Below are 23,489 nucleotides of genomic sequence, written 5' to 3'. Positions count from 1 at the left end.
GTCACTGCCCGTAGACGTTCTGGTAGCGGTCGTAGAGCCGGTCGATGTCCTCGGCCGGGATCGGCACCGGCTCGCCCAGCTGCCGCGTCACGTGCACGGTCCGGGCGACGTCCTCGCACATCACCGCGGCCTTGACGGCGGCGCGGGCGTCCCTGCCGATGGTGAAGACGCCGTGGTTCTGCATGAGCACGGCCGGCGATCGGTGCCCCTTCAGCGTCTCGACGATGCCGCGGCCGATGGAGTCGTCGCCGATCAGCGCGAACGGGCCGACCGGGATCTCGCCGCCGAACTCGTCGGCCATCGCGGTCAGGACGCACGGGATCGGCTCGGCCCGCGCGGCCCACGCCGTCGCGTAGGTCGAGTGCGTGTGCACCTGCCCGCCGACCTCCGGCAGGTTCCGGTAGACGTAGGCGTGCGCGTCGGTGTCGCTGGACGGCGACAGCTCGCTGTCGACCGGCGTGCCGTCGAGGTCGCAGACGACCATCGACTCGGGCGTGAGGTCGTCGTAGGACACCCCGGACGGCTTGATGACGAACAGGTCGGCGCCCGGCACCCGGCCCGACACGTTGCCCGACGTCCAGCTGACCAGGCCGTTGCGGGTCAGCTCGGCGTGCAGGTCGCAGACCGTGCGGCGCAGCTCGTCGATGGTGGTCATCGGGCCACCGCCGCACGCTTGAGCGCCCGGAGCCGGTGCATGACGTCGTTGCCGCCGCGGCCGAAGTGGTCGTGCAGCGTGACGTACTCGGCGTACAGCGCGTCGTAGGCCTTCTGGTCGTCCGGGTCGGGCCGGTAGACGCCGCGCTCGACGTTGCCCATCGCGGCCGCGCCGGCCCGCACGTCGGGGTAGGCGCCGGCGGCGACGGCGGCGTGGATGGCCGAGCCCAGCGCCGGGCCCTGCTCGGACCCGATGACGCTCAGCTCCAGCCCGGTGACGTCGGCGTAGATCTGCATGAGCAGCCGGTTCTTCATCAGCCCGCCGGCGATGATCAGCTCGGTCACCGGCACGCCGGAGGCGTTGAACGTCTCGATGATGGTGCGGGTGCCGAACGCCGTCGCCTCGATCAGCGCGCGGTAGACGTCCTCGGGCTTCGTGGCCAGCGTCTGGCCGACGACCACGCCGGACAGCTCGTGGTCGACCAGCACCGAGCGGTTGCCGCTGTGCCAGTCCAGCGCGACCAGCCCGTGTTCGCCGACCCGCTGCGCGGCGGCCAACTCGGTGAGGTACTCGTGGACGCCCTGGCCGCGCTCGGCCGCCGCCGCGGCGTAGCTCGCCGGGACCGAGCTGTCGACGAACCAGCCGAAGATGTCGCCGACGCCGCTCTGCCCGGCCTCGTAGCCCTGCAGCCCCGCGATGATGCCGCCGTCGACGACGCCGCACATGCCCGGCACCTCGCGCAGCACGTCGCCGTTCATGACGTGGCAGGTGGACGTGCCCATGATCGCGACCAGCTGGCCCGGCTCGACCGCCTGCGCGGCCGGCGCCGTCACGTGCGCGTCGACGTTGCCGACGGCGACCGCGATGCCCTCGGGCAGCCCCGTCCACGCCGCGGCCCGCGCCGTCAGCCCGCCGGCGCGGTCGCCGAGCTGGCCGATCGGCTGGTCCAGCTTGTCGTCGACGAACCCGGCGAACTCCGGGTTCAGCGCGGCCAGGAACTCGCGCGACGGGTAGCCGCCGTCCTGCCGGATGCCCTTGTAGCCCGCGGTGCAGGCGTTGCGGACGTAGCTACCGCACAGCTGCCAGACGATCCAGTCGGCTGCCTCGACCCAGCGCTCGGTCGCGGCGTAGACCTCGGGGTCCTCCTCCAGCAGCTGCAGGCCCTTGGCGAACTCCCACTCCGACGAGATCAGCCCGCCGTAGCGCGGCAGCCACGGCTCGCCGCGCTCGGCGGCCAGCGCGTTGATGCGGTCGGCGTGCGGCTGGGCGGCGTGGTGCTTCCACAGCTTGACGTAGGCGTGCTTGCGCCCGGCGTATTCCGGCCGTTCGTTCAGCGGCGTGCCGTCGGCGAGCGTCGGCACCATCGTGCACGCGGTGAAGTCGGTCGCGATGCCGATGACGTTCGCCGGATCGACGCCGGCCGCGGCCAGCGCCTGGGGCACCGCGGTCCGCAGCACGTCGATGTAGTCGGACGGGACCTGCAGCGCCCAGTCCGGCGGCAGCTTCTCGCCGGTGCCGGGCAGCTCGCTGTCGACGACACCGTGCGCGTACGCGTGCACGGCGCTGCCGAGCTCCGCGCCGTCGGAGACGCGGACCACGACGGCCCGTCCGGACAGCGTGCCGTAGTCGACGCCGACGGCGACCGCGTCGTCGTTGTTATCGCTCACAAGTGACTCCCTGGTGCGGTGTGGGGCGGTGGTTCGGGTGGTCAGGTGGTCGCCGGCGGGGCGGTGCTGGCGCGGGTGACGAGGGCCGGCGGGACGACGATGCGCGCGGTATCGGGCCCCGGCCCGGTCTCGATGAGGTCGAGCAGCAGCGCGATGCTCTTGCGGCCGACCTCGGCGAAGTCCTGCCGGACGGTGGTCAGCGGCGGCGTCAGGAACTCCGCCTCCGGGATGTCGTCGAAGCCGACGATGCTGACGTCCTGAGGGACCCGGATGCCGGCCTCGTGCAGCGCGCGCAGCAGGCCGAGCGCCATCTGGTCGTTGGAGACGAACACCGCGGTGGCCCGGCCCGTGCGGGCGGCGTCGGCGATGTGCCGGCCGGCCGCGTAGCCGGCGCGGGGGCTCCAGTCGCCCTCGACGACCGGCGGGAGCGCGATGCCGGCGGCCTCGAGCGTGCGCCGCCAGCCGCGCCGGCGGCCCTCGGCCTCCAGCCAGTCGGCCGGCCCGGCGACGTGCCACACCGTGCGGTGGCCGAGGTCGAGCAGGTGCCGGGTGGCCAGCTCGGCCCCGCGCGTCTGGTCGACGGCGACCACCGGCATGCCGTCGGCCTCGCCGCCCTCGACCGCGACCACCGGGACGTGTCCCTGCAGCGCGGACACGGCGGCCGCGGCCTCGACCTGCGGCGCGATGGCGATCAGCCCGTCGACCGCCTGCGCCGCGAGGTAGTCCAGCGCCTCGCCGACCGTCTTCTTGTTGATGGTCTTCAGGCTGACGATGCTGATGAAGTACCCGGCGTCGCGGGCCGCCTGCTCCAGGCCGAACAGCGTGCTGGCCGGTCCGTACAGCGTGGTGTCGAACGCGACCACGCCGAGGGTGTTCGTACGCCGTGTGACCAGCGCCCGCGCGGACAGGTTGCGGCGGTAGCCGAGCTCCTCGATGGCCGCGAGGACGCGGTCGCGGGTGGTCTGGCGGACGTTGGGGTGGTGGTTGAGGACGCGCGACACCGTCTGGTGCGAGACGCCCGCGATGCGTGCCACGTCGGCCATCACCGGACTACGCTCGGGGGTCATCGTCACCGCCTCCCTCCACCGTGCTGTGAACGTTAACAAATGGACCGACCGCACGCCAGGCGCCCCTCGTCCGCCGCTACCCACGCCTGACCCGCGGTCCCGTCGCCCCCGCCGATGAGTGCCGTCCGCACGAACGGCCTCGGCGATGCGCCGAGTCGCCCGGCTGGCGCGTTGACGTGCGGCCCAGCCGATGCCTTTGCAATGAGCACCCATACGCACCGGTGCGCATAGGTGCTCATTGCAAAGGCGCGCGGCTCAGCCGGCGACGACCCCTGCGACGACCGCGGCGGCGACGGCGTGGGCGGCGGCCCGGGCGCGCGCGGCGCCGAGTTCCGTCACGACGGCGCGCAGGTGCTCCGCGCCGAGCGGCGCGAGCACGGCGTGCGCCAGCGCCTCCGCGTCGCCGTCCGGCCGGGCCCCTGCCAGCAGCAGCGTCACGTGCCGGTGCCAGAAGCGGTACGCCCCGATGCGGTACCGCGCCCCCGGCGACGCCGTCTCGGACATCCGCAGCAGGTCGAGGTGGCCCAGCGCGTAGTCGAGGTACGCCTCGACGAACGCCGCCAGCCGCTCGCCCGGCGCGGCGCGGTCGCCGTCCGGCCCCAGTGGCGCCGGGCCGAACAGGATCGCCTCCTGCAGGTCCCGCTCCCGCTCGTCCAGCAGCGCGACCGCCAGCCCGGACTTGTCGCCGAAGCGCCGGAACACCGTGCCCTTGCCGACCCCGGCCGCCGCCGCGACCGCGTCCATCGTCACGCCGTCGACGCCGTGGTCGGCGAAGAGGCGGGCGGCCGCGTCGAGGACGGCGGCCCGGTTGCGGGCGGCGTCGGCGCGCTCCTTCGGTGGCGGTGCCGGCCGCAGCTCGACCAGCTCGGAATAAACGGACCGGGGTCCGTTCTTGTCACTGGACACAACCGGACTGTAGTCCAGAAAGGACCTCCGATGCCCACCCTGCTGCACCTCTCCGCCTCGCCGCGCGGCGCCACCTCCGAGTCGCTGCTGCTGGCCGACGACTTCCTCGCCGCCTACCGCGAGGCGCACCCCGACCACGAGATCACCCACTGGGACCTGTGGGACGGCACGCTGCCGGCGTTCGGCCCGACCGCCGCGCACGCGAAGATGGCGGTCTTCGCCGGCCAGGACCTCGACGCCGCGCAGCGGGACGTGTGGCGCGACGTCACCGCGGCGTTCGCCCGCTTCGACGCCGCCGACCACTACCTGTTCAGCGTGCCGATGTGGAACCACGGCGTGCCGTACGTGCTCAAGCAGTTCATCGACGTCGTCAGCCAGCCCGGCCTGGTGTTCGCGTTCGACCCGGCCAGCGGCTACCGCGGGCTGCTGCGCGGCAAGAAGGCGGCGGTCGTCTACTCCAGCGCCGTCTACGCGCCCGGCCGCGGCCCGGCGTTCGGGTCGGACTTCCAGACGTCGTACCTGGAGGGCTGGCTGCGCTGGGCCGGCGTGGCCGACGTCGAGACGATCGCGCTGCGCCCGGACGCGGCGACGGGCGACGTCGCGGACGGCCGGACGGCGGCGCGAGCGACGGCCCGCGCCCTGGCCGCCGGGTTCTGACGGCTACTTGAGCAGCTTCGACATGCGCCGGTCGGCGAGGATCTTGCCGCCGGTCTGGCAGGTGGCGCAGTACTGCAGCGAGGAGTCGGCGAACGACACCTCGCGGACGACGTCGCCGCAGACCGGGCAGGTCTCGCCGGCGCGGCCGTGCACCCGCATGTTGGTGCGCTTGCTGTCCTTGAGGTCCTTCGCGGCCAGCCCTTCGGCCCGCTTCAGCGCCGTCGCCAGCTCGTCGACGATGACGGCGTGCAGGTTGGCGACGCCGTCGGCGTCGAGCGCCGACGCGGGCTGGAACGGCGACAGCTTCGCGGCGTGCAGCACCTCGTCGGAGTAGGCGTTGCCGATGCCGGCGATGACCGCTTGGTCGCGCAGCACACCCTTGATCTGGGCGCGGCCGGCCTTCGTGAGGATCTGCTGCAGGCGGTCGACGGTGAACTCGTCGGACAGCGGGTCGACGCCGAGACGGGAGACGCCGGGCACGTCGGCGGGGTCGCGGACGACGTAGACGGCCAGCCGCTTGCGGGTGCCGGCCTCGGTGAGGTCGAACCCGGACTCGTCGTTCAGGTGGACGCGCAGCGCCAGCGGGCCGCTGCCCGGCTTCGGCGGCTTCGGCGACAGCGCGTCGCTCCAGCGCAGCCAGCCGGCCCGGGCCAGGTGGATGACGAGGTGGACGCCGTCGCAGTCGAGGTCGACGAACTTGCCGTGCCGGGCGATGCCGGTGACGGTGAGCCCGCCGAGCGCCGTGACCGGCGGGTCGAACGTCTTGAGCACGCTGATGGCGGCGACGTCGACGCGCGTGACGACCTTGCCCACGGCCTTCTCACGCAGGAAGGCGGCGAGCGCTTCGACCTCGGGCAGCTCGGGCATGCGCTCATTTTGCCTTGTGCACGGAGCGTTCGGCGAACGCCGGCGGCAGCGGCAGCTCCAGCGCGCGGCGCAGCCGGCTGAGGTACTCGGGCCGGGCGATCTCGACGACGCCCAGGCTGGCGAGGTGCCGGGTGCCCCACTGCACGTCGAGCAGCCGCCCGACGGGGTGCTCGGCACGCATCATCTCGACCAGCGCGACCAGCGCGACCTTCGACGCGTCGCGTCCCCACCGCTGCCGGGCGTGGAACATCGACTCGCCGGCGAAAAGCCCGCCGATGGCGACGCCGTACAGCCCGCCGGCCAGCCGACCGTCCGGCGTCCACGCCTCGATGGAGTGCGCCCAGCCCAGCCGGTGCAGCCGCTCGTAGGCGCGGCGGATGTCGTCGCTGATCCATGCGCCGGGCCGGGTCGGGTCGGCGCACGCCTCGATGACCTCGGCGAACGCGGAGTCGACCCGCACCTCGAACTTGTGCGTCGACTGCCGCAGCGACCGCGACACCTTCAGCCCGCCGACCGGCAGCACGCCGCGCGGGTTGGGCGACCACCACGCGAGGTCGGTGGCCCGGCCGAGCAGCTGGTCGACCGGCATCGGGAACAGGCCGTTGCGGTACGCGGCGAGCAGCGTCCCGGGCTCGAGGTCGGCGCCGAACGCGACGAGGTCGTCGTCGCCGGACGTGCTCGGCAGCTCCCATCGAGTCGGCGGTGGCTCGACCGGCACCTGGCCTCCCTAAGGGTTGGGGTCCTTCGTCAGGGTAATCCGCTCGGCGCCCTCCGCACGTACAGTGGTGACATGGGTGTGCGACGGACCATCGGAACCTGGGCGGGCACGACCGCAGCGCGCCGGGCCGCGCCGCTCGTCGCCGCCCGGGGCGCGAACCAGTTCATGTCCAAGGCCATCGAGGGATTCCCCGGCTTCCCGGGCGCCCGCGAGGTGGCCCGCCGTCATCTCGACAAGCGCGGCGACGTCGAGCGGGCCATCCGCGACGTCATCGAGCAGCACGTCCGGCTGGCCGGCGTGCAGGGCTTCGTCACGAACATCGGCGGCGTCGTCACCATGCCGGTGACCATCCCGGCCAACATCGCCGGCATCGCCGTCCTGCACCTGCGCATGGCCGCCACCATCGCGCACCTGCGCGGCTACGACATCGCCGACCCCCGTGTCCGCACCGCGGCGCTGGTCACGCTGCTCGGCCGCGACGGCGTCGAAGACGCCCTGCGCGGGCGCGACCTCCCGGGCCGGCCGTTCGACATCGCCACCAGCATCAACGAGCCCGACCCCGCGGTCGTCGAGCGCGCCGTCGCCGCCGTCACGTCGCAGCTGGTGGCCCGCATCGGCGGCAAGCACGCCACGCTGGCCCTGGTGCGCCGGGTGCCGCTGGTCGGCGGCGCGGTGGCCGCCGGCATCGACGCGTTCTCGACCTACGCCGTCGGCAAGTTCGCCGACCGCGAGTTCCCCGGCAACGTCACCGTCGAACGGGTCTGACCCACCCGCCACAGCACGCCGGCCAGCAGCACACAGCCGGCCGCGAGCAGCACGCCGTGTCCGATCCGGCTGGCCGCCGGGGTGAAGAACTGCGGCAGGAACAGCGCGAAGCCGGCGCCGAACGGCACGCCGCTCCACCGGGCCAGCACGCCCGAGCGCCACACGGCGACCGCGGCCAGCACGCCGCCGACGCCCAGCAGGATCAGCCCGAGCCCGAACGTCGTGACGGCCACCGACCCGTTCCGCACGGCGTCGGCCAGTTCCAGGATGTCGGTCCCTTCATGGGCGATGGCGTTCAGCGCGAAGTTCTCGGCGCCGTAGTACGGCAGTGTCAGCCCGGCGCCGATCCAGAACATCACGATCGACGCGGCGGCCGTGCGCTCCGCCCGCGTCTCCTTCACGGCGTCGCGCAGTGCCAGCAGGCCGAACGGCACCAGGATGAAACCGATCATCGCGAACAGGTGCGACGCGACCCAGGCGTTCGAGCCCATCGACGCCAGCGCGCCGGCCGCCGTCTCCTCGTCGTGCCAGGGGCGAAGCGCCGGGTAGAGCAGGAACAGCAGGCCGGCCACGGCGAGCGCGGCGGCTCCCAGCCGGTTGCGGAACGGGGTCATCGGGGTCTCCTTCAGTCGCGGGGAAGGCTGGCGAGGTACATGTCGACGAGTTGGCCGTACGTGACGTCGGTGTCTTCGGCCATGCCGAAGCCGCCGGCCGCCTCGATCGAGACGAACCCGTGCACGACGGCGCGCAGCCGGCGCACCGCGTGCACGGCGTCGGAGCCGTCCAGCCCGTAGCCGCGCAACACCGCCAGGAACACCTCCAGCAGCTTCGCGCCGGCGGCGGCGTAGGCGGGGTCGTGCAGCGGGTCGGCCACCATCGCGTCGTACCGGGCCGGGTGCTCGAGGACGAAGCCGCGGTAGGCGTGCATCAGCGCCGCGACGGCGTCGTCGCGGCTGCGCCCCATGGCGACCGTGGCCAGGCGGGCGGTGGCCTCCTCGAACACCCGCACGCCGGTCAGCACGCGCAGTTCGCCGAGGCCGCCGACGTGCTTGTACAGCGACGGGACCGCCACGCCGGTGCGTGCCGCGACCGCCGTCAACGTCAGGGCCTCCAGCCCTTGCTCGTCGACGACCGCGAGCGCGGCATCGACGACGGCCGCCGTCGACAGTCCGGCCCTAGGCATGGTGGCGAAGCTCCATAGCCGTAAAGCTAATACGCTTAGCTTTCGATGTCAACGATGCGGGTCTCGCACTCGGGTGGCGGCGGGTCCTGCTGCGGGGCGGCGCACAGCGAGATGCCGAACGGCTTGACCACGGTGAAGACCTCGCCGCCGGACTCGTAGGTCACCAGGAAGCCGCTCGCGGAGCCGGCTTCCGCATCGGTGTAGGCGACCTCGATACCCAGGGTGAAGACCGTGCCGCCCTCGCCCGACTGCTCGTCGGGGCAGGCGTCGTCGACCACCATCGGGCCGCGGGTCGGGTAGCCGGCCTCGGCCATCCGCTGGGTCGGTTCCCCGAGGTGGCCGACGTACGGCCCCTCGACCGGCAGGACGGAGAAGCCGAGCACCTCGAACCCGCCGATCGGCTCGATCGGCGACACGTCCGTCACCACCGCCGATCCGGGTTCGTCCAGGCACAGCGTCATCTCGTCGAACGCGTACGGCAGGCCCGGCCGCGTGTCGTAGATGCCCCTCCCGGCGCCGTACCCGGGGTCGTACAGGCGCGGCGGCTCGTCGGAGCAGGCGGCGACGAGCATCAGGACGGCGGCGACGGCCGCGAGCCTCTTCACGCGCCTACAGTGACACGATTCACCCGGTTTCGGGCTGGCAGCGCGGGCACCAGAAGGCGACCCGGTCACGCGGCGCGGTGCCGATCGGCCCGGTGCGGATCGGGGTGCCGCATTTCCAGCACGGACGCCGGGCGCGGCGGTAGACCCAGTGCTGACGTCCCGGGCGCGGATCGCCGGTCGTCACCTGGCGGCCGGTCTCGATGCCGAGGTGCAGCAGCCGGTGCGCCTCGTCGACGACGGAGGGGAGGCCGGGGACGGCGGACACCGGAGCGTACGGCGACACCCCGCCGAGGAAGCACAGCTCGTTCATGTAGACGTTGCCGATGCCGGCCAGCAGCCGCTGATCCAGCAGCGCGTCGCCGACCGGCCGGGACGGGTCGCGCGACAGCCGCTCGACGGCGGACGGGGCCGACCAGTCCGCGCCCAGCAGGTCGGGACCGAGGTGACCGACGACGGTGTCCTCGTCGGCCGTCCGGACCAGCTCGACGACCGGCAGGCGGTACCCGACGGCTTCCGCGCGCGCCGTCGCCAGCACCACCCGGATCTGGAACGCGGGCCCGCCCCGCCACGGCTGCCCGGCCTTGAACACCCGCCACGCGCCGTCCATCCGCAGGTGCGTGTGCAGCGTCAGCCCGCCGTCGACGCGGGTCAGCAGGTGCTTGCCGCGCGACACCGACTCGACGACGGCACGGCCGGAGAGGTCGGTCGTCGCCAGGCGGGGGACGCGGAAATCGGTGCGCAGCAACACGTCGCCGGCCAAGGCGTCGTGCAGGCGCCGGGAGGCCAGCCAGACGGTGTCGCCTTCGGGCATGCCCCACCTTCGCACACGGCGCCGAAAATGCCTCGTCAGCCCGCTGACAGGTGGCTACGATGCAGGTGAGGAGCCCACGATGGAATCGCCTTTCCACGACGTCACCCGGGCACTGCGCCGCCGCTGGCCCGGCGGCCGGGCCGCGCCCGCCGTCACCGCCGATCCGTTCGAGACGCTCACGGTGCAGCTGCGGCTCACCCGCGTCGCCGGCGAGATCCGCCGGCTCGAACGCGACCAGGGCCGCTGGGCCCGTGCCCACCACCTGGCCGCGGCCAGCCGCGCGTACGACGACCTGTTGCTCGATGCCGCACGGCTGGCCGGGCTGCCGGTGCCGGACGCGCCCCCGGCCATCCGCAGAGTGATGATCGAGAGCGCGCTCCGGCACGACGGCTGGAGCTGGTGACTACGAGGCTTCGAGGTCGAGCAGTGCCCGCTTGCGCTCCAGGCCCCACGCGTACCCGGTCAGCACGCCGGACGAGCCGACCACACGGTGGCACGGGACGATGACGGAGATCGGGTTGCGGCCGTTCGCGGCGCCCACCGCCCGCGACGCCGTCGGGCGGCCCAGCTGCTCGGCGATCTCGCGGTAGCTGCGGGTCTCGCCGTACGGGATGGCCCGCAGCGCCGCCCACACCTGCTGCTGGAACGGCGTGCCGACGGGGCTCAGCGGCAGATCGAACTCCTCCCGCCGGCCGGCGAAGTACGCGTCCAGCTGCTCGCGCGCCGCGGTGAACGGTGCGTCGTCCTCGATCCAGCCGGGCTGGTCGAGCGTGGCCGGGCGCTCCATGTAGAGGCCGGTCAGCGCGGCGCCGTCGCCGGTGATCCAGAGCGTGCCGAGGGGACTGTCGATGGTGGTCCAGTACATGATCTGCCTTTCAGAGAGAGGACCAGGCGTGCAGGAGCGCGTACGAGCGCCACGGCCGCCAGTTCTCGGCCAGCTCGGCCACCGCCCGCGGCTCGGACGGCAGCCCGAGCCCGGCCATGGCGTGCTTGACGCCGAGGTCGGTCGGAAGGAACACGTCGGGGTCGGCGAGCGCTCGCATGCGCACGTACTTCGCCGTCCAGGGCCCGATGCCGGGCACGTCGAGCAGCAGCCGCTCCGTCTCGTCGCGGTCGACGCCGGGGTCGAGGCAGAGCGTGCCGTCGGCCAGCCGGCTGGTCAGCTCGTGCAGCGTGCGCTGGCGGCTGCCCGGCATGGGGAACGTCGCGGGGTCGACGGAGGCCAGCACGGCCGCCGCCGGGAACGCGTGGGTGACGGTGCCGACCGGCGCGTCCAGCGGCTTGCCGTGCTCGGCGACCAGCCGGCCGGCGACGGTGCGCGCGGCGGCCACGGACACCTGCTGGCCGAGCACGCCGCGCACCGCCAGTTCGTCGCCGTCGACCGTGCCCGGGACCCGGGTCCCCGGCCGCGCGGCCACCAGCGGGCCGAGCGCGGGGTCGGCGCCGAGCAGGTCGTCGACGGCCTGCGGGTCGGCGTCGAGGTCGAACACCCGCCGGCAGCGGGCCACCGCCGCCGTCAGGTCGCGTGGGTCGGCCAGCCGCAGCGTCGCCTGCACCCAGCCGTCGCGCGGCGTGAGTTCCGCGACGCCGGTGCCGTGCGGCAGCGTGAGGCTGCGCCGGTAGGTGTCGCCGTCGACCTCCTCGATGCCCGGCACCGCACGCAGCGCCAGGAAGTCGAGTGCGCCGCGGAAGTCCGCGGGCTGCCGGTACGCCAGCCGCAGCTCGACCGTCCCCGCCGTGGCCGTCGGGCCGCGCCGCCGCGCCTTGCCGCGCAGCTCGCTGGGCGTCAGCGCGTAGACCTCGCGGATCGTGTCGTTGAACTGGCGGATGCTGGCGAACCCGGCCGCGAACGCGATCTCGGTGACCGGCAGCTCCGTCGTCTCCAGCAGCGTCCGCGCGGTGTGCGCGCGCTGCGACCGGGCCAGCCGCAGCGGGCCGGCGCCGACCTCCTCGACCAGCGTCCGGTGCACCTGGCGCTCGCTGTAGCCGAGCCGCCCGGCCAGCCCGGCGACGCCGTCGCGGTCGACGACGCCGTCGGCGATCAGCCGCATCGCCCGGCCGACGACGTCGGCGCGGATGTTCCACTCCGCCGAGCCCGGCGTCGCGTCCGGACGGCAGCGGCGGCAGGCCCGGAAGCCGCCCGTCTGCGCCTCGGCGGCGGTGCGGTAGAAGCGCACGTTCTGGCGCTTCGGCGTCATGGCCGGGCAGCTGGGACGGCAGTAGATGCCGGTGGACGTGACGCCGATGTAGAAGACGCCGTCGAACCGGGCATCGCGGCCCTGAACTGCGCGGTAGCACGCCTCTTCGTCCAACATGCCTCTAGTCTCGCCCGCCGGAGGGCGAGAGACTAGCGGGAATCGGACATGGCCGTCCGGCGTCGTGCGACCGGAACGACGCTAGATGTCGCGGAACGCCTCGATGCGGGCGCCGAGCACGGACAGCCGGGCGGCGAGGTCCTCGTAGCCGCGGTTGATGACGTACACGTTGCGCAGCACCGACGTGCCCTTCGCGGCCATCATCGCCAGCAGCACGACGACGGCCGGGCGCAGCGCCGGCGGGCAGATGATCTCCGTCCCCGACCACCGGGTCGGGCCCTCCACCAGCACGCGGTGCGGGTCGAGCAGCGTGACGTTGCCGCCGAGCTTCGTCAGCTCGGTCAGGTAGATCGCGCGGTTCTCGTACACCCAGTCGTGGATCATCGTCTGGCCGTTCGCCGTGGCCGCGATCAGCGCGAAGAACGGCAGGTTGTCGATGTTCAGGCCGGGGAACGGCATCGGGTGGATCTTGTCGTGCGGCGCGCGCAGCTGCGACGGGCGCACCGTCAGGTCGACCAGCCGGGTCTCGCCGTTCGCCGCGACGTACTCGCCGCTGCGGTCGTAGTCGAGGCCCATCTCCTCCAGCAGCGCCAGCTCGATCTCGAGGAACTCGATCGGCGCCCGGCGGACCGTGATCTCCGACCCCGTCACGATCGCGGCGGCCAGCAGGCTCATCGCCTCGATCGGGTCCTCGGACGGCGCGTAGTCGACGTCGACGTCGATGTCGGGGATGCCGTGCACCGTCAGCGTCGTGGTGCCGATGCCCTCGATGCGCACGCCCAGCCGCGTCAGGAAGAAGCACAGGTCCTGGACCATGTAGTTCGAGCTGGCGTTGCGGATGACGGTGACGCCGTCGTTGCGGGCGGCCGCCATCAGTGCGTTCTCGGTGACCGTGTCGCCGCGCTCGATCAGCACGATCGGCCGGCCCGGCGACACCGAGCGGTCCACCTCGGCGTGGTAGTAGCCGCCGGTCGCCTTCAGCTCGAGGCCGAACGGGCGCAGTGCCGACATGTGCGGGTCGACGGTGCGCGTGCCGAGGTTGCAGCCGCCGGCGTAGGGCAGCTTGAAGCGGACCTCGCGGTGCAGCAGTGGGCCGAGGAACATGATGACGCTGCGGGTGCGCCGGGCCGCCTCGACGTCCATGCTGTCGAGGTCCAGCCGCTCCGGCGGCGTGATCTCGAGGTCGCGGCCCTCGCCCAGCCAGCGGGTGCCGATACCGATGCTCTCGAGCACCTCGATGATGCGGTTGACCTCCTCGATGCGCGCGATGCCGCGCAGGGTGGTCTTCCCCTTGTTCAGCAGGCTGGCGCACAGCAGCGCGACGCTGGCGTTCTTGCTGGACCGCACCTCGATGCTGCCGCTCAGCTGCTGGCCGCCGCTGACCCGCAGGTGCACCGGGCTCTGCGGCGCCAGCGAGACGATCTGCTTGTCCAGCGACTCACCGATACGGGCGATCATCTCCAGGCTCAGGTTCTGCTGCCCGTGCTCGATCCGGTGGATCGCACTCTGGCTGGTGCCGAGCGCGTCGGCGAGCTGGCTCTGGGTCCAGCCGCGGTGCTGCCGCGAATCACGGATCAAGCGGCCGATCTGGCCGCGGTAGTCGTCTGCCACGAGCCGAACGATATCTCAGCTATGAGTTAACGGCCGCCACATTCGTCACATTGGTATGCAGGAGTTACGACGTGAGCGAGCTCTCATCCGTGTCATGAGGTCTACGCCACATGCTGGCGCAGCCGCCGGGAGCGTAACCGACCCCGCGGCGGCTGTCGCCTCGAACTCGGGCGAACCGCACGTCCGGCGCGACCCGCCCATCCGTACGGCCGAGCCCTCGCGCACCTCGTCCGGCCCTGAGACGGCGCGCGCGCCCACTCGGTTCCCGCGGCGTCAGAGGTCGAACGCGTACCGGCAGAACGCCTTGCGCAGGCCGAGGATCGGCCCGCTGTCGCGCGTGTAGAAGAGCTTGTTCGTCAGCAGCACCGCCCAGCGACGGCGGCGGACGGAGACCCACATGGCGGTGCCGGTGAAGCCGAAGTGCGCCCACACGTCGCGCCCGCCCACGCCCGGTGGCGTCGGCGCGGGGTGCCAGAACAGGCCGCGGGCCGGTGCCAGCTGGCCGGTCTGCACCTTCAGCGACTCCTTGATCCACGCCGGCCCGAAGCCGGGCCGGCGCGGCGCCTGGTCGGGCGCCAGCAGGTAGCGCAGGAACGCCCCGAGGTCGGCGGCGACGGAGAAGACGCCGGCGCTGCCGCAGACGCCGAGCAGCCGGGCTGAGAAGTCGTGCGGTGTGCCCAGCAGATGCCGCCCGGTGTCGGCGTCGAACTCGGTCGGCGCGCACCGCTGGACGTCGGCGGCGGCGACCGGCCCGAACCGGGTCGCGTCCATGTGCAACGCGTCCCAGGCGCAGGCCCGGCTCAGCTCGTCCAGCCGCAGCCCGGTGAGCCGCTCGGCGAGGATGCCGAGGATCAGCGCGGCGCGGTCGGTGTACTCGACCACCTCGCCGGGGCGGTGGACCAGCGGTTCGCGCAGGATGCCGCGCTCGACGGCGTCGCGGTCGGTGCCGTAGAGCGCCTCGAGGTTGGCTCTGGACGGGACGCCGGCGGTGTGGGTGAGCAGGTGCTGGGCGCTGACGCCACCGAGGTCGTACCCGGCGAGGCCGGGGAGGTAGTCGGCGAGCGGGCGGTCGAGGTTGAGCGTGCCGTCCTCCCAGAGCGTGCCGACGCACGACCACACGGCGACGATCTTGGTGAGGCTGGCGAGGTCGAACAGGGTGTCGAGCCGCATCGGGCCGTCCGGCGCCGCCGGGTCGAGCAGCCCGTGGGCGCCCTGCGAGCGGATGCCGTCGGCATCGCCCACGGCCCAGACCGCGCCGGGCAGGACGGAGGTGGTCACGGCGTGAGTCAGCAACTGGTCGATGGCTCTCGTCATCGGTGCCGCCTTGTTCGGTTGTCGCGGCGCCCGGGGTCGCGCCACTGCTTTCATGATCGGCCGGAACCGGGCGAATCCGGGATACGCGTCTCACGTAATGAACATCGTGAGACGGCCCCGTCGTGCGGCGGCCGGTCGCGACGCGGGAGACTGGGTCCGGCGACCGTCAGCCGACTCGAGGAGATCCCGTGCGCGACGAGACCATCGGCGCCTTCCTGGACAGCCTGGCCGCCCGGGTGCCGGCCCCCGGCGGCGGCGCCGTCGCGGCCCTGCACGCGGCCCAGTCGGCGGCGCTGCTCGCCATGGTGGCCCGCTACAGCACCGGCCCGAAGTACGAGCAGCACGCCGACGTCGTCGAGCGGGTACTGGTGAAGGCCGACGCGCTGCGCACCGACGCACTGGAGCTGGCCGAGGACGACGCCGAGGCGTTCTTCGCGGTCACCGAGACGTACCAGCTGCCGCAGGAGACCGACGAGCAGAAGACGGCCCGGTCCGAGGCCATCGCGACGGCGCTGGCCGCGGCCGCGGAGCCGCCGGCCGCCGTCATCATCGCGGCGACGCACCTGGTCGCGATGGCCGAAGAGCTGCTGCCGGTCGGCAACCCGAACGTCGTCACCGACGTCGCGGCCGCCGCCGAGGCCGCCCGGGCCGCCGCCACGACGGCCCGGCTGAACGTCGAGATCAACCTCGCGGGCGTCGCCGACCAGGCGGTCCGCGACCGCCTGACGGCCACCGCCGGCGAGGTCGACGACCTCGCGGCCCGGGCCGACCAGGTCACCGCCGCCGTGCGCCGGCAGGTCGGGGCGTGACAGCGCGCCGGCTGGCCGGCGGCGACCTCGCGGCCCGCATCCGCGCGGAGGTCGCCGAACGGGCTACCGCCCGGCGCGACGCCGGCCGACCGGCCCGGCTGGTCATCGTCACGGCGACGGACGACGAGGCCAGCGCCTGGTACGTCCGCTCCATCGCGTCGGCGGCCGGCAAGGTCGGCCTCGACTGCGACGTCGACGACCTCGGCACCGCGGCGACCGCGGCCGGCCTCTCGGCCCGGCTCGCCGCCCTCAGTGCGGACCCGGCCGTCGACGGCGTCATGCTGCAGACGCCGCTGCCGCCCGGCGTCGCGCTCGCGGACGTGTCCGGCGCCATCGACCCGGCCAAGGACGTCGACGGCGCCAACCCGCTCTCGCTCGGCCGGCTGGCCACCGGGCTGCCCGCCTACGCACCGGCCACCGCGGCCGCCGTCGTCGCGCTGCTGGACGAGTACGACGTCGGCCTGGCCGGCGCCCGGGCGGTCGTCGTCGGCCGGTCGGCGGTGGTCGGGAAGCCGCTGGCGCACCTGCTGCTGGACCGCGACGCGACGGTGACGGTGTGCCACTCGCGCACCCGCGACCTCGCCGCCGTGACGTCGTCGGCGGACGTGCTGGTGGCCGCCGTCGGCCGCACGCACCTCGTCACGCCCGAGCACGTCCGGGCCGGCGTCGTCGTCGTCGACGTCGGCACGAACCCGACGCCGGACGGCGGTCTCGCCGGCGACGTCGACCCGGCGGTCGCCGAGGTGGCGGCCGCGCTCACCCCGGTCCCCGGCGGCGTCGGCCCGGTGACGACCGCGCTCCTGCTGAAGAATGTTGTTGACTGAGTCAAGGGTTTTCTTGATACAGTCAACGGTATGCCCGAGGTGCAACGCGACCAGGTGGCCGCGGTCCGTCAGTTCAACCGCTTCTACACGCGCGTCATGGGATTCCTCGACCAAGAACTGCTGCGGTCGGGGTTCTCGCTCACCGAGGCGCGCATCGTCTTCGAGCTCGGCCGCCGCGACGTCACCGAGGTCGGCGCGCTGCGCGAGACGCTCGACGTCGACGCCGCCCAGCTCAGCCGCACGCTGGCCCGGTTCGAGTCGGCCGGCCTGATCGAGCGCACCCGGTCCGCCGCCGACGGCCGCAAGCTGCTGGCCGCGCTCACCGACGCCGGTCGCGCGGCGCGCGCCGACCTCCAGAGCCGGTCCGACCGGCAGGCCGAGCAGCTGCTCGGCGCGCTGCCCGACCCTGAGCGCCGCCGGCTGGTCGCCGACCTCGACTCCGTCCGCCGGCTGCTGGGCGAGTCCGAGCGGCCGCACACCGTCGTCGTCCGCGGGCTGCGTCCGGGCGACCTCGGCTGGGTCGTGCAGCGCAACGCCGTCGCCTACGCACGCGAGTACGGCTGGGACCGCAGCTACGAGGCGCTCGTGGCGCGCATCGTCGCCGACTACGGCGAGCACCTCGACCCCGCCCGCGAGAGCGCCTGGGTGGCCGAGCTGGACGGCCGTCCCGTCGGCGCCGTGTTCTGCGTGCGCAAGGACGACACCACCGCCCAGTTGCGGCTGCTGCTGGTCGAGCCGGAGGCCCGCGGCGCCGGCATCGGCACCCGGCTGGTCGCCGAGTGCCTCGAGTTCGCCCGGGCGGCCGGCTATACGTCGATGATGCTGTGGACCAACGACGTGCTCGTGGCCGCCCGGCGCATCTACCAGAAGTCCGGTTTCGAGCTGGCCGAGGAGAACCGGCACCACAGCTTCGGCCACGATCTGGTCGGCCAGATCTGGCGGCGCGAGCTCTGACCGTCAGGCCGCCTCGGCGAGCGCCTTGAGCCCGGCGAGCCAGCTGTCGACCCCGGCCTGCAGCACCGCACTGGTGATCACGGCCGCGACGAGCGGGCCGGCCAGCGACTCCTGGCAGCTCACCCGCGTCCGCCCGCCCGGCTCGGGCTCCAGGCGGTAGACGTGTGCCACGCGGGTGCCGGGCGCGCTCGTCACCCACGTCAGCAGCCGGCCGGGCTCGACGGCCCCGAACCGGGAGTGGAACCGGTTCGCCCCGCTGCTCCAGCCGAACCGCCCGCCAGGCGTGGCCGGCCCGTCCCCGTCGACGTCCCCGACGTCGGCGCGAATGCGCGGCCACTGCTCGACGTCGGCGAGGAGACGCCAGACCCGCAGCGGCTGCGCGTCGACGACGATCCGGCCCGCGGCCTGCGTGGGCGCGCGGTCGTCGACCCGGCCCCGGCTGACGTGCTCGGTGAACAGGACGTCCGTGCTCGGCCCGGCGTAGAACAGCGCACCCAGCGGCGCCGTCACCGAGCCCAACCGGCCGGCGGCGTCGTCGAGCACCGCGATCCCGGCCGTCCCGGGCACGTGCGGGTCCGAGGCCGGTTCCTCGGTGACCTCCGGGCCCCGGGGCCCGTGCGCGACCGTCACGATCGACCCGCGGCCGTCCGCCTGCCACACCATGACCTTCATCCGATCGTTGCTCATGCGGCCAGGATCGGCGGCGATGGTGCCGCCTGTCGATGAACTCACAGTTCATGGCGGTGCCGAACCGGCCGCACTAGCCTGCGGCCCATGGACGGTGACGGTCGCCGCGTCGGCGAACTGCTGCGCGAGTGGAGGCAGCGGCGGCGGACGAGCCAGCTCGATCTCGCCCTCCAGGCCGACGTCTCGGCGCGGTACGTGAGCCTCGTCGAGACCGGTAAGTCCAATCCGTCGGCCGACATGGTGCTCAGGCTCGCGTCGGCGCTGGACGTACCGCTGCGGCACCGCAACCGCCTGCTCTTCGCGGCCGGCTTCGCGCCCCGGTACCGGGAGCGCCCGCTCGACGCGCAGGACATGGCCGCGGCGCGGGAGGCGCTGGTCACCGTGCTGCGGGCGCACGAGCCGTACCCCGCGCTCGTCGTCGACCGCCGCTGGAACGTCGTCATGACCAACGCCGCGGTCGCGCCGTTCCTCGGGGGCGTGCACCCGGAGCTGCTCCGTCCGCCCAACCTGGTCCGGCTGGCGCTGGACCCCCGCGGGTTCGCGGCGCGCATCGCCAACCCCGCCGACGTCCGCGCCGTGTTCCGCGCCCGCCTGGCACGGCAGCTGGCCGAGGACGGCGACCCGGAGATCGCCGCCCTCTACGACACCTACCTCGCCGAGCCCGTCGACGAGCCGGCCGGGCCGGACGTCACCATCGCGATGACCGTCCGGTACCGCGGCCGCGACGTCCGGCTGTTCTCGACGGTGACGACGTTCGGCACGCCGCAGGACATCACCCTGCAGGAGCTCGCCGTCGAGGCGTACTACCCGGCGGACGCCGAGAGCGCCCGCCTCCTGCGTTCCTAGGCGATCGCCAGCCAGGGGTCCTCGAGCACGGCGGCGAGGTCGCGGACGAACTCAGCGGCCTTCGCGCCGTCGATGACCCGGTGGTCCGACGACAGCGTCATCGTCATCTTCCGCACGACCGCCAGCTCGCCGTCCTTCACGCCCGGCTCGGACCGCACCGCGCCGACCGCCAGGATGGCCGCCTCGGGCGGGTTGATCACGGCGGTGAAGTGGTCGATGCCGTACATGCCGAGGTTGCTGACGGTGAACGTGCCGCCGGTCATCTCGTCGAGGCCGAGCTTGCGGTCGCGGGCCTTGCCGGCCAGCGCGCGGGTCTCGGCGGAGATGCTGGTGAGGCTCTTCGTGTCGGCGTCGCGGATGACCGGCACGACCAGCCCGGTCTCGGTGGCGACCGCGATGCCCACGTGGATGCGCCCGTGCTGGACGATCGCCTCGGGCGTGTACGACGAGTTCACCACAGGGTGGTCGCGCAGCACGACCGCGACGGCCCGCACGATGATGTCGTTGACGCTGACCTTCTTCTTCTCCGCCGCGACCAGCCGCTCGTTCAGCTGCGCCCGCAGGTCCGACAGCGGGCCGGCGTCGACCGTCTTGGTGACGTAGAAGTGCGGCGACGACTGCATGCTCTCGGTGAGCCGGCGCGCGATGGTCTTGCGGATCGACGTCAGCGGGATCAGCTCGTCGGTCTCCTCGACGGCCGGCGTGACGGCGGCAGCGGCGGGCGCCGCGGGGGTGCTGGCCGGGGCCGACGGAGCAGCCGGGGCCGCGGCCGCCGCCTTGGCGACGTCGGCCCGGATGATGCGCCCGCCGGGGCCGGAGCCCGCGACCGTCGCGAGGTCGACGCCGAGGTCGCGGGCGTCGCGCCGGGCCAGCGGCGAGGACAGGATGCGTTCGCCGTCGGCGCGCGTCGTGACCGCCGGAGCGGGCGTCGCCGGGGCCGGCTCGGCCGCCGGGGCGGGAGCGGACTCGGCCTGCACCGGCTCGGGCTCGGCAGCCGGAGCGGGCGCCGGCGCCGCGGCCGGTGCGGACCCGCCGACCGGCTCGCCGGCGCCGACCAGCCGGGCGATCGGCGCGCCGATGGGCGCGGTGTCGCCCTCCTTGACCAGGATCTCGCCGAGTACGCCGTCCTCGTAGGCCTCGTGCTCCATGACGGCCTTGTCGGTCTCGATCTCGACCAGGATGTCGCCGGCGTGCACCTCTTCGCCGACCTGCTTGCGCCAGGCGCTGACGACGCCCTCCTCCATGGTGTCGGAGAGGCGGGGCATCAGGATGTCAGTCATCAGAGTCTCCTCAGTGCGCGCCGACGGACCGGCGGCCGACGGCGTCGAGGGTCTGGTGGACGACGGTGACGACGTCGTTCGCCGACGGCAGCGCCGCCAGTTCCAACGACTTCGCGTACGGCAGCGGCACCTCGGCCATGGCCACGCGCCGCACCGGGGCGTCCAGATAGTCGAAGGCGCCGTCGGAGATCGACGCGGCGATCTCGGCGCCGATGCCGTACGTCAGCCAGTCGTCCTCGAGCACCACGGCGCAGGACGTCTTCTTGACCGACTCGATGATCGTCGGCCGGTCCAGCGGGCGGAGGCTGCGGAGGTCGACGACCTCGGCGGAGATGCCCTCCTCGGCCGCCAGCTTCTCCGCGACCTGCAGCGCGACGTGCGCCATGCGGGAGTACGCGACCAGCGTGATGTCGGTGCCCTCGCGGGTGACGGCGGCCCGCCCGATCTCGGCCGGCTCGTCACCGTCCGGCACCTCGCCCTTGGTGTTGTAGAGCGCGAGGTTCTCGAGGAACAGCACGGGGTCGTTGTCGCGGATGGACGCGAGCAGCAGCGCCTTCGCGTCGGCCGGCGACGACGGCGCCACGACCTTGAGGCCGGGCGTGAACGCGTAGAACAGCTCGACGTTCTGCGAGTGCGTGGCCGCGAGCTGCTGGCCGCCGCCACCGGGCGTGCGGATGACCATGGGCACCGACCGCTGGCCGCCGAACATGCCGTAGATCTTCGCCGCGTGGTTGACGATCTGGTCGAGCGCGAGCAGCGAGAAGTTGATGGTCATGATCTCGACGACCGGGCGCAGGCCGAGCATGGCCGCGCCGACGGCGGCGCCGGTGAAGCCCTCTTCGGCGATGGGGGTGTCGCGGACCCGCTTCGGCCCGAACTCGTCGAGCAGGCCGGCGGTGATCTTGTACGACCCCTCGAACCGGCCGATCTCCTCGCCCATCAGGAAGACGTCGGGGTCGCGGAGCATCTCGGCGCGCAGGGTGTCGTGCAGCGCCTGGCGGTAACTCATGACGGCCATGTCAGGCTCCTACCGGGAACAGCGGGTCAGCGGGGAGGCGGCGCGAGTCGTTCGGCACCGGGCTGGCGTAGGTGTGGTCGAACAGCGACGACACCTCGGGCGCCGGGCTCTTGTCGGCGAACTCGACGGCGGCCTTGACGATGCGGTGGACGTCGGCGTCGATCTCGGCCAGCTGGTCGGCGTCGGCGATCTTGTCGGCGACGAGGCGGTCGTGCAGGCCGGCGACGGGGTCCTGGGCGCGGACCGCCTCGACCTCGTCCTTGCTGCGGTACGCGGCGGGGTCGACGACGGAGTGGCCGCGCAGCCGCCCGCTCACGGTCTCGAGCAGGTAGGGCTTCTGCTCCTTGCGGGCCCGCTCGACGGCGACCTTCGCGGCGTCGCGGACGGCGATGACGTCGTTGCCGTCGACCCGCGCGGACTCCATGCGGTACGACGACGCGCGCTTGTACAGCTCGGGCTCGGCCGAGGCCATCTCGACCGTCGTGCCCATGCCGAGGTGGTTGTTGACCACGACGAACACGATCGGGAGGTCCCAGAGCGTCGCGATGTTCAGCGTCTCGTGGAACGCGCCGATGTTCGTGGTGCCGTCGCCCATCTGACACATGACGACCTCGTCGCCGTCGCGGTACGAGACCGCGAGCGCGGCGCCGGCCGCGAGCGGCAGCTGCCCGCCGACGATGCCGTAGCCGCCGAGCTGTCGCACGTCGGTGTCGAACAGGTGCATGGAGCCGCCCCAGCCCTTGCTGACGCCGTCCTGCCGGCCGTACAGCTCGGCCATGACGCGGCCGGGGTCCATGCCGCGGATCAGCGCGTAGCCGTGATCGCGGTAGTTCGTGAAGAGGTAGTCGCGCTCTTCGATCGCCGACATCAGGCCGACGACGGTGGCCTCTTCGCCGAGGTTGAGGTGGCAGTAGCCACCGATCTTGGCCTCGGTGTACGCCTGCGCGGTGCGCTCCTCGAACCGACGCACCAGGAGCATCTGCCGGTAGTAGCCGAGCAGCTCCTCGGGGTTCTTCGCCGAGCGCGCCGGACGCTTGCGACTGGTGGTCGCCACTCTTACCCGCCCTTCGTTGTCACGGGGCGCGCCTCTGGACGCGCAGCGGTGCCCCGGCGGTGGCCGGGCAAACAATGAAACGTTAGCGTTTCATTGATTCCTAGCCTACCTCCGAGCAGGATGAGTACGTGACTGGACGGGGGGCGACCACGGCGCCGCGAGGCCGGCCGCGCGATGTCGATCGCGCGGCCCGGCGCGACGCGCTGCTCGAGACCGCCATGCGGCTGTTCCTCGCACACGGCTACGGCGGCACGACCATCGAGATGATCGCCGCCGAGGCCCGGGTGGCCAAGCGCACCGTCTACACCACCGTCGGCGACAAGGCCGACCTGTTCGTGGCCGTGGTGCGCCGCCTCGGCGACCGCGTCGTCAACACCGTCGCCCCCGACGCCGGCGACCAGGTGGGCGACCTCCACGCGTTCGGCGTGCGGCTGGTCCGGCTGATGCTCTCCGACGAGGCGATCGGACTGCACCGGTTGGTCACCGGCGAGGCGGCGAAGTTCCCGGAGCTGGCCGCACGGCACTACGCGAACGGGCCGCGCCGCTACATCGGGGTGCTGTCCGGGATGCTGGCCGCGCTGCCGCCCGAGCGCATCGCCGTCCGCTCCGACGACCACGAGGAGCTGGCCGAACAGCTGTTCACGCTGCTCATGGGCGAACCACACCGTCGGCGGATGTTCGGCATGGACCCGGCGCCGTCCGCGGCGGCCGCCGCCGAGCACGTCACCCGCACGTTGAAACTCGTGCTGACCTCGTGATCCGATGTGTCTGATGGTGCAAGAGATGCACCTTCTGAGTGGGTTGCGAACCTTGTCGGAAGTCGATCGCTCCAGATGAGCGCCGGTCGAGCCGGTCCGGCAACTGGATGACTGTGCG

General features: G+C 73.1%; 26 protein-coding genes. 8 read left to right on the top strand and 18 right to left on the bottom strand.

Going from position 1 to position 23,489, the window contains the following annotated elements; all coding sequences use genetic code 11:
- Position 1 precedes the first annotated feature (1 nt).
- From BLV02_RS22405 to BLV02_RS22390, 4 genes are all read right to left on the bottom strand, one after another.
- Positions 2 to 655, bottom strand: a complete 654-nt coding sequence (locus BLV02_RS22405) for an L-ribulose-5-phosphate 4-epimerase (RefSeq protein ID WP_069110219.1) — start codon at positions 653 to 655, stop codon at positions 2 to 4.
- A complete protein-coding gene (gene araB / locus BLV02_RS22400) occupies positions 652 to 2,322 on the bottom strand; it encodes a ribulokinase (protein ID WP_069110218.1) in 1,671 nt (556 codons plus the stop codon). Before araB ends, BLV02_RS22405 begins: the two co-directional genes overlap by 4 nt.
- Positions 2,323 to 2,363: 41 nt before the next feature.
- The gene (locus BLV02_RS22395; protein WP_216094071.1) at positions 2,364 to 3,389 is read right to left on the bottom strand and encodes a LacI family DNA-binding transcriptional regulator; all 1,026 of its coding nucleotides are present in this window, start codon (positions 3,387 to 3,389) and stop codon (positions 2,364 to 2,366) included.
- A gap of 255 nt (positions 3,390 to 3,644) precedes the next feature.
- On the bottom strand, positions 3,645 to 4,295 hold the full coding sequence (locus tag BLV02_RS22390) for a TetR/AcrR family transcriptional regulator (protein WP_141711453.1): 651 nt from the start codon (positions 4,293 to 4,295) through the stop codon (positions 3,645 to 3,647).
- A gap of 30 nt (positions 4,296 to 4,325) precedes the next feature.
- Here BLV02_RS22390 and BLV02_RS22385 point away from each other — a divergent pair, with 30 nt between their 5' ends.
- Entirely contained in the window at positions 4,326 to 4,952 is a 627-nt protein-coding gene (locus BLV02_RS22385) for an FMN-dependent NADH-azoreductase (RefSeq protein WP_069110216.1), read from the top strand.
- A gap of 3 nt (positions 4,953 to 4,955) precedes the next feature.
- On the opposite strand, the gene BLV02_RS22380 is transcribed toward BLV02_RS22385, so the two are convergent.
- Together BLV02_RS22380 and aat are read right to left on the bottom strand one after the other, a co-directional pair.
- Positions 4,956 to 5,819 (bottom strand): Fpg/Nei family DNA glycosylase, encoded by an 864-nt coding sequence (locus tag BLV02_RS22380; protein ID WP_069110215.1) that lies wholly within the window; start codon positions 5,817 to 5,819, stop codon positions 4,956 to 4,958.
- A 4-nt stretch (positions 5,820 to 5,823) separates the two neighbouring features.
- Positions 5,824 to 6,537, bottom strand: a complete 714-nt coding sequence (aat, locus tag BLV02_RS22375) for a leucyl/phenylalanyl-tRNA--protein transferase (protein ID WP_069110214.1) — start codon at positions 6,535 to 6,537, stop codon at positions 5,824 to 5,826.
- 72 nt (positions 6,538 to 6,609) lie between these two features.
- Here aat and BLV02_RS22370 point away from each other — a divergent pair, with 72 nt between their 5' ends.
- Entirely contained in the window at positions 6,610 to 7,302 is a 693-nt protein-coding gene (locus tag BLV02_RS22370; RefSeq protein WP_069110213.1) for an EcsC family protein, read from the top strand.
- On the opposite strand, the gene BLV02_RS22365 is transcribed toward BLV02_RS22370, so the two are convergent.
- The 4 genes from BLV02_RS22365 to BLV02_RS22350 are packed head-to-tail and all read right to left on the bottom strand — an operon-like array spanning position 7,239 to position 9,901.
- The gene (locus BLV02_RS22365) at positions 7,239 to 7,916 is read right to left on the bottom strand and encodes a hypothetical protein (protein WP_069110212.1); all 678 of its coding nucleotides are present in this window, start codon (positions 7,914 to 7,916) and stop codon (positions 7,239 to 7,241) included. The two genes, BLV02_RS22370 and BLV02_RS22365, sit on opposite strands and share 64 nt — an antisense overlap.
- A gap of 11 nt (positions 7,917 to 7,927) precedes the next feature.
- Complete coding sequence (locus tag BLV02_RS22360) at positions 7,928 to 8,485, bottom strand: TetR-like C-terminal domain-containing protein (RefSeq protein ID WP_069110211.1); 558 nt, start codon at positions 8,483 to 8,485, stop codon at positions 7,928 to 7,930.
- A gap of 35 nt (positions 8,486 to 8,520) precedes the next feature.
- Positions 8,521 to 9,090: a hypothetical protein gene (locus tag BLV02_RS22355; protein ID WP_069110210.1), complete on the bottom strand. Its 570-nt coding sequence runs from the start codon at positions 9,088 to 9,090 to the stop codon at positions 8,521 to 8,523.
- 19 nt (positions 9,091 to 9,109) lie between these two features.
- Positions 9,110 to 9,901: an Fpg/Nei family DNA glycosylase gene (locus BLV02_RS22350; RefSeq protein ID WP_069110209.1), complete on the bottom strand. Its 792-nt coding sequence runs from the start codon at positions 9,899 to 9,901 to the stop codon at positions 9,110 to 9,112.
- A 79-nt stretch (positions 9,902 to 9,980) separates the two neighbouring features.
- Here BLV02_RS22350 and BLV02_RS22345 point away from each other — a divergent pair, with 79 nt between their 5' ends.
- On the top strand, positions 9,981 to 10,304 hold the full coding sequence (locus BLV02_RS22345) for a hypothetical protein (protein WP_069110208.1): 324 nt from the start codon (positions 9,981 to 9,983) through the stop codon (positions 10,302 to 10,304).
- Here BLV02_RS22345 and BLV02_RS22340 read toward each other — a convergent pair whose 3' ends face one another.
- The 4 genes from BLV02_RS22340 to BLV02_RS22325 all read right to left on the bottom strand — a co-directional run bounded on the left by BLV02_RS22340 (position 10,305) and on the right by BLV02_RS22325 (position 15,141).
- A complete protein-coding gene (locus BLV02_RS22340; RefSeq protein ID WP_069110207.1) occupies positions 10,305 to 10,766 on the bottom strand; it encodes a methylated-DNA--[protein]-cysteine S-methyltransferase in 462 nt (153 codons plus the stop codon). It lies immediately after the preceding gene.
- A gap of 10 nt (positions 10,767 to 10,776) precedes the next feature.
- The gene (locus BLV02_RS22335) at positions 10,777 to 12,216 is read right to left on the bottom strand and encodes a DNA-3-methyladenine glycosylase 2 family protein (protein ID WP_069110206.1); all 1,440 of its coding nucleotides are present in this window, start codon (positions 12,214 to 12,216) and stop codon (positions 10,777 to 10,779) included.
- Positions 12,217 to 12,297: 81 nt separating this feature from the next.
- Entirely contained in the window at positions 12,298 to 13,827 is a 1,530-nt protein-coding gene (locus tag BLV02_RS22330) for a helix-turn-helix domain-containing protein (protein ID WP_069110205.1), read from the bottom strand.
- A 273-nt stretch (positions 13,828 to 14,100) separates the two neighbouring features.
- Positions 14,101 to 15,141 carry a serine hydrolase domain-containing protein gene (locus tag BLV02_RS22325; RefSeq protein ID WP_069110204.1) on the bottom strand — a complete coding sequence of 347 codons (1,041 nt, stop codon included), beginning with the start codon at positions 15,139 to 15,141 and terminating at the stop codon, positions 14,101 to 14,103.
- Between the two features lie 188 nt (positions 15,142 to 15,329).
- On the opposite strand from BLV02_RS22325, the gene BLV02_RS36675 reads away from it, so the two are divergent.
- The 3 genes from BLV02_RS36675 to BLV02_RS22310 are packed head-to-tail and all read left to right on the top strand — an operon-like array spanning position 15,330 to position 17,728.
- Entirely contained in the window at positions 15,330 to 15,950 is a 621-nt protein-coding gene (locus BLV02_RS36675; RefSeq protein ID WP_069110203.1) for a cyclodeaminase/cyclohydrolase family protein, read from the top strand.
- Complete coding sequence (locus BLV02_RS36670) at positions 15,947 to 16,774, top strand: bifunctional 5,10-methylenetetrahydrofolate dehydrogenase/5,10-methenyltetrahydrofolate cyclohydrolase (protein ID WP_069110202.1); 828 nt, start codon at positions 15,947 to 15,949, stop codon at positions 16,772 to 16,774. The genes BLV02_RS36675 and BLV02_RS36670 overlap by 4 nt, the downstream gene beginning before the upstream one ends.
- Before the next feature lie 30 nt (positions 16,775 to 16,804).
- Positions 16,805 to 17,728, top strand: a complete 924-nt coding sequence (locus BLV02_RS22310) for a bifunctional helix-turn-helix transcriptional regulator/GNAT family N-acetyltransferase (RefSeq protein ID WP_069110201.1) — start codon at positions 16,805 to 16,807, stop codon at positions 17,726 to 17,728.
- Between the two features lie 3 nt (positions 17,729 to 17,731).
- On the opposite strand, the gene BLV02_RS22305 is transcribed toward BLV02_RS22310, so the two are convergent.
- Positions 17,732 to 18,415, bottom strand: a complete 684-nt coding sequence (locus BLV02_RS22305; protein ID WP_083288389.1) for an SRPBCC family protein — start codon at positions 18,413 to 18,415, stop codon at positions 17,732 to 17,734.
- Positions 18,416 to 18,502: 87 nt separating this feature from the next.
- Here BLV02_RS22305 and BLV02_RS22300 point away from each other — a divergent pair, with 87 nt between their 5' ends.
- A complete protein-coding gene (locus tag BLV02_RS22300; protein ID WP_069110200.1) occupies positions 18,503 to 19,261 on the top strand; it encodes a helix-turn-helix domain-containing protein in 759 nt (252 codons plus the stop codon).
- Here the strand turns inward: BLV02_RS22300 and BLV02_RS22295 are convergent.
- From BLV02_RS22295 to pdhA, 3 genes are read right to left on the bottom strand one after another with little or no spacing between them, the layout of a single operon-like run.
- Complete coding sequence (locus tag BLV02_RS22295; protein WP_074946598.1) at positions 19,258 to 20,541, bottom strand: dihydrolipoamide acetyltransferase family protein; 1,284 nt, start codon at positions 20,539 to 20,541, stop codon at positions 19,258 to 19,260. The genes BLV02_RS22300 and BLV02_RS22295 overlap by 4 nt on opposite strands.
- Positions 20,542 to 20,551: 10 nt before the next feature.
- Positions 20,552 to 21,559, bottom strand: a complete 1,008-nt coding sequence (locus BLV02_RS22290) for an alpha-ketoacid dehydrogenase subunit beta (RefSeq protein WP_069110199.1) — start codon at positions 21,557 to 21,559, stop codon at positions 20,552 to 20,554.
- A 1-nt stretch (position 21,560) separates the two neighbouring features.
- A complete protein-coding gene (pdhA, locus tag BLV02_RS22285) occupies positions 21,561 to 22,613 on the bottom strand; it encodes a pyruvate dehydrogenase (acetyl-transferring) E1 component subunit alpha (RefSeq protein WP_069110198.1) in 1,053 nt (350 codons plus the stop codon).
- 128 nt (positions 22,614 to 22,741) lie between these two features.
- Here pdhA and BLV02_RS22280 point away from each other — a divergent pair, with 128 nt between their 5' ends.
- Positions 22,742 to 23,371, top strand: coding sequence for a TetR/AcrR family transcriptional regulator (locus BLV02_RS22280; protein WP_069110197.1), 630 nt, complete (start codon positions 22,742 to 22,744; stop codon positions 23,369 to 23,371).
- The last annotated feature ends 118 nt before the right edge of the window (positions 23,372 to 23,489 follow it).

It is taken from the genome of Jiangella alba, from assembly GCF_900106035.1.
Classification (GTDB): Bacteria; Actinomycetota; Actinomycetes; order Jiangellales; family Jiangellaceae; genus Jiangella; species Jiangella alba.
This window is presented reverse-complemented; position numbering and strand designations above follow the sequence as displayed.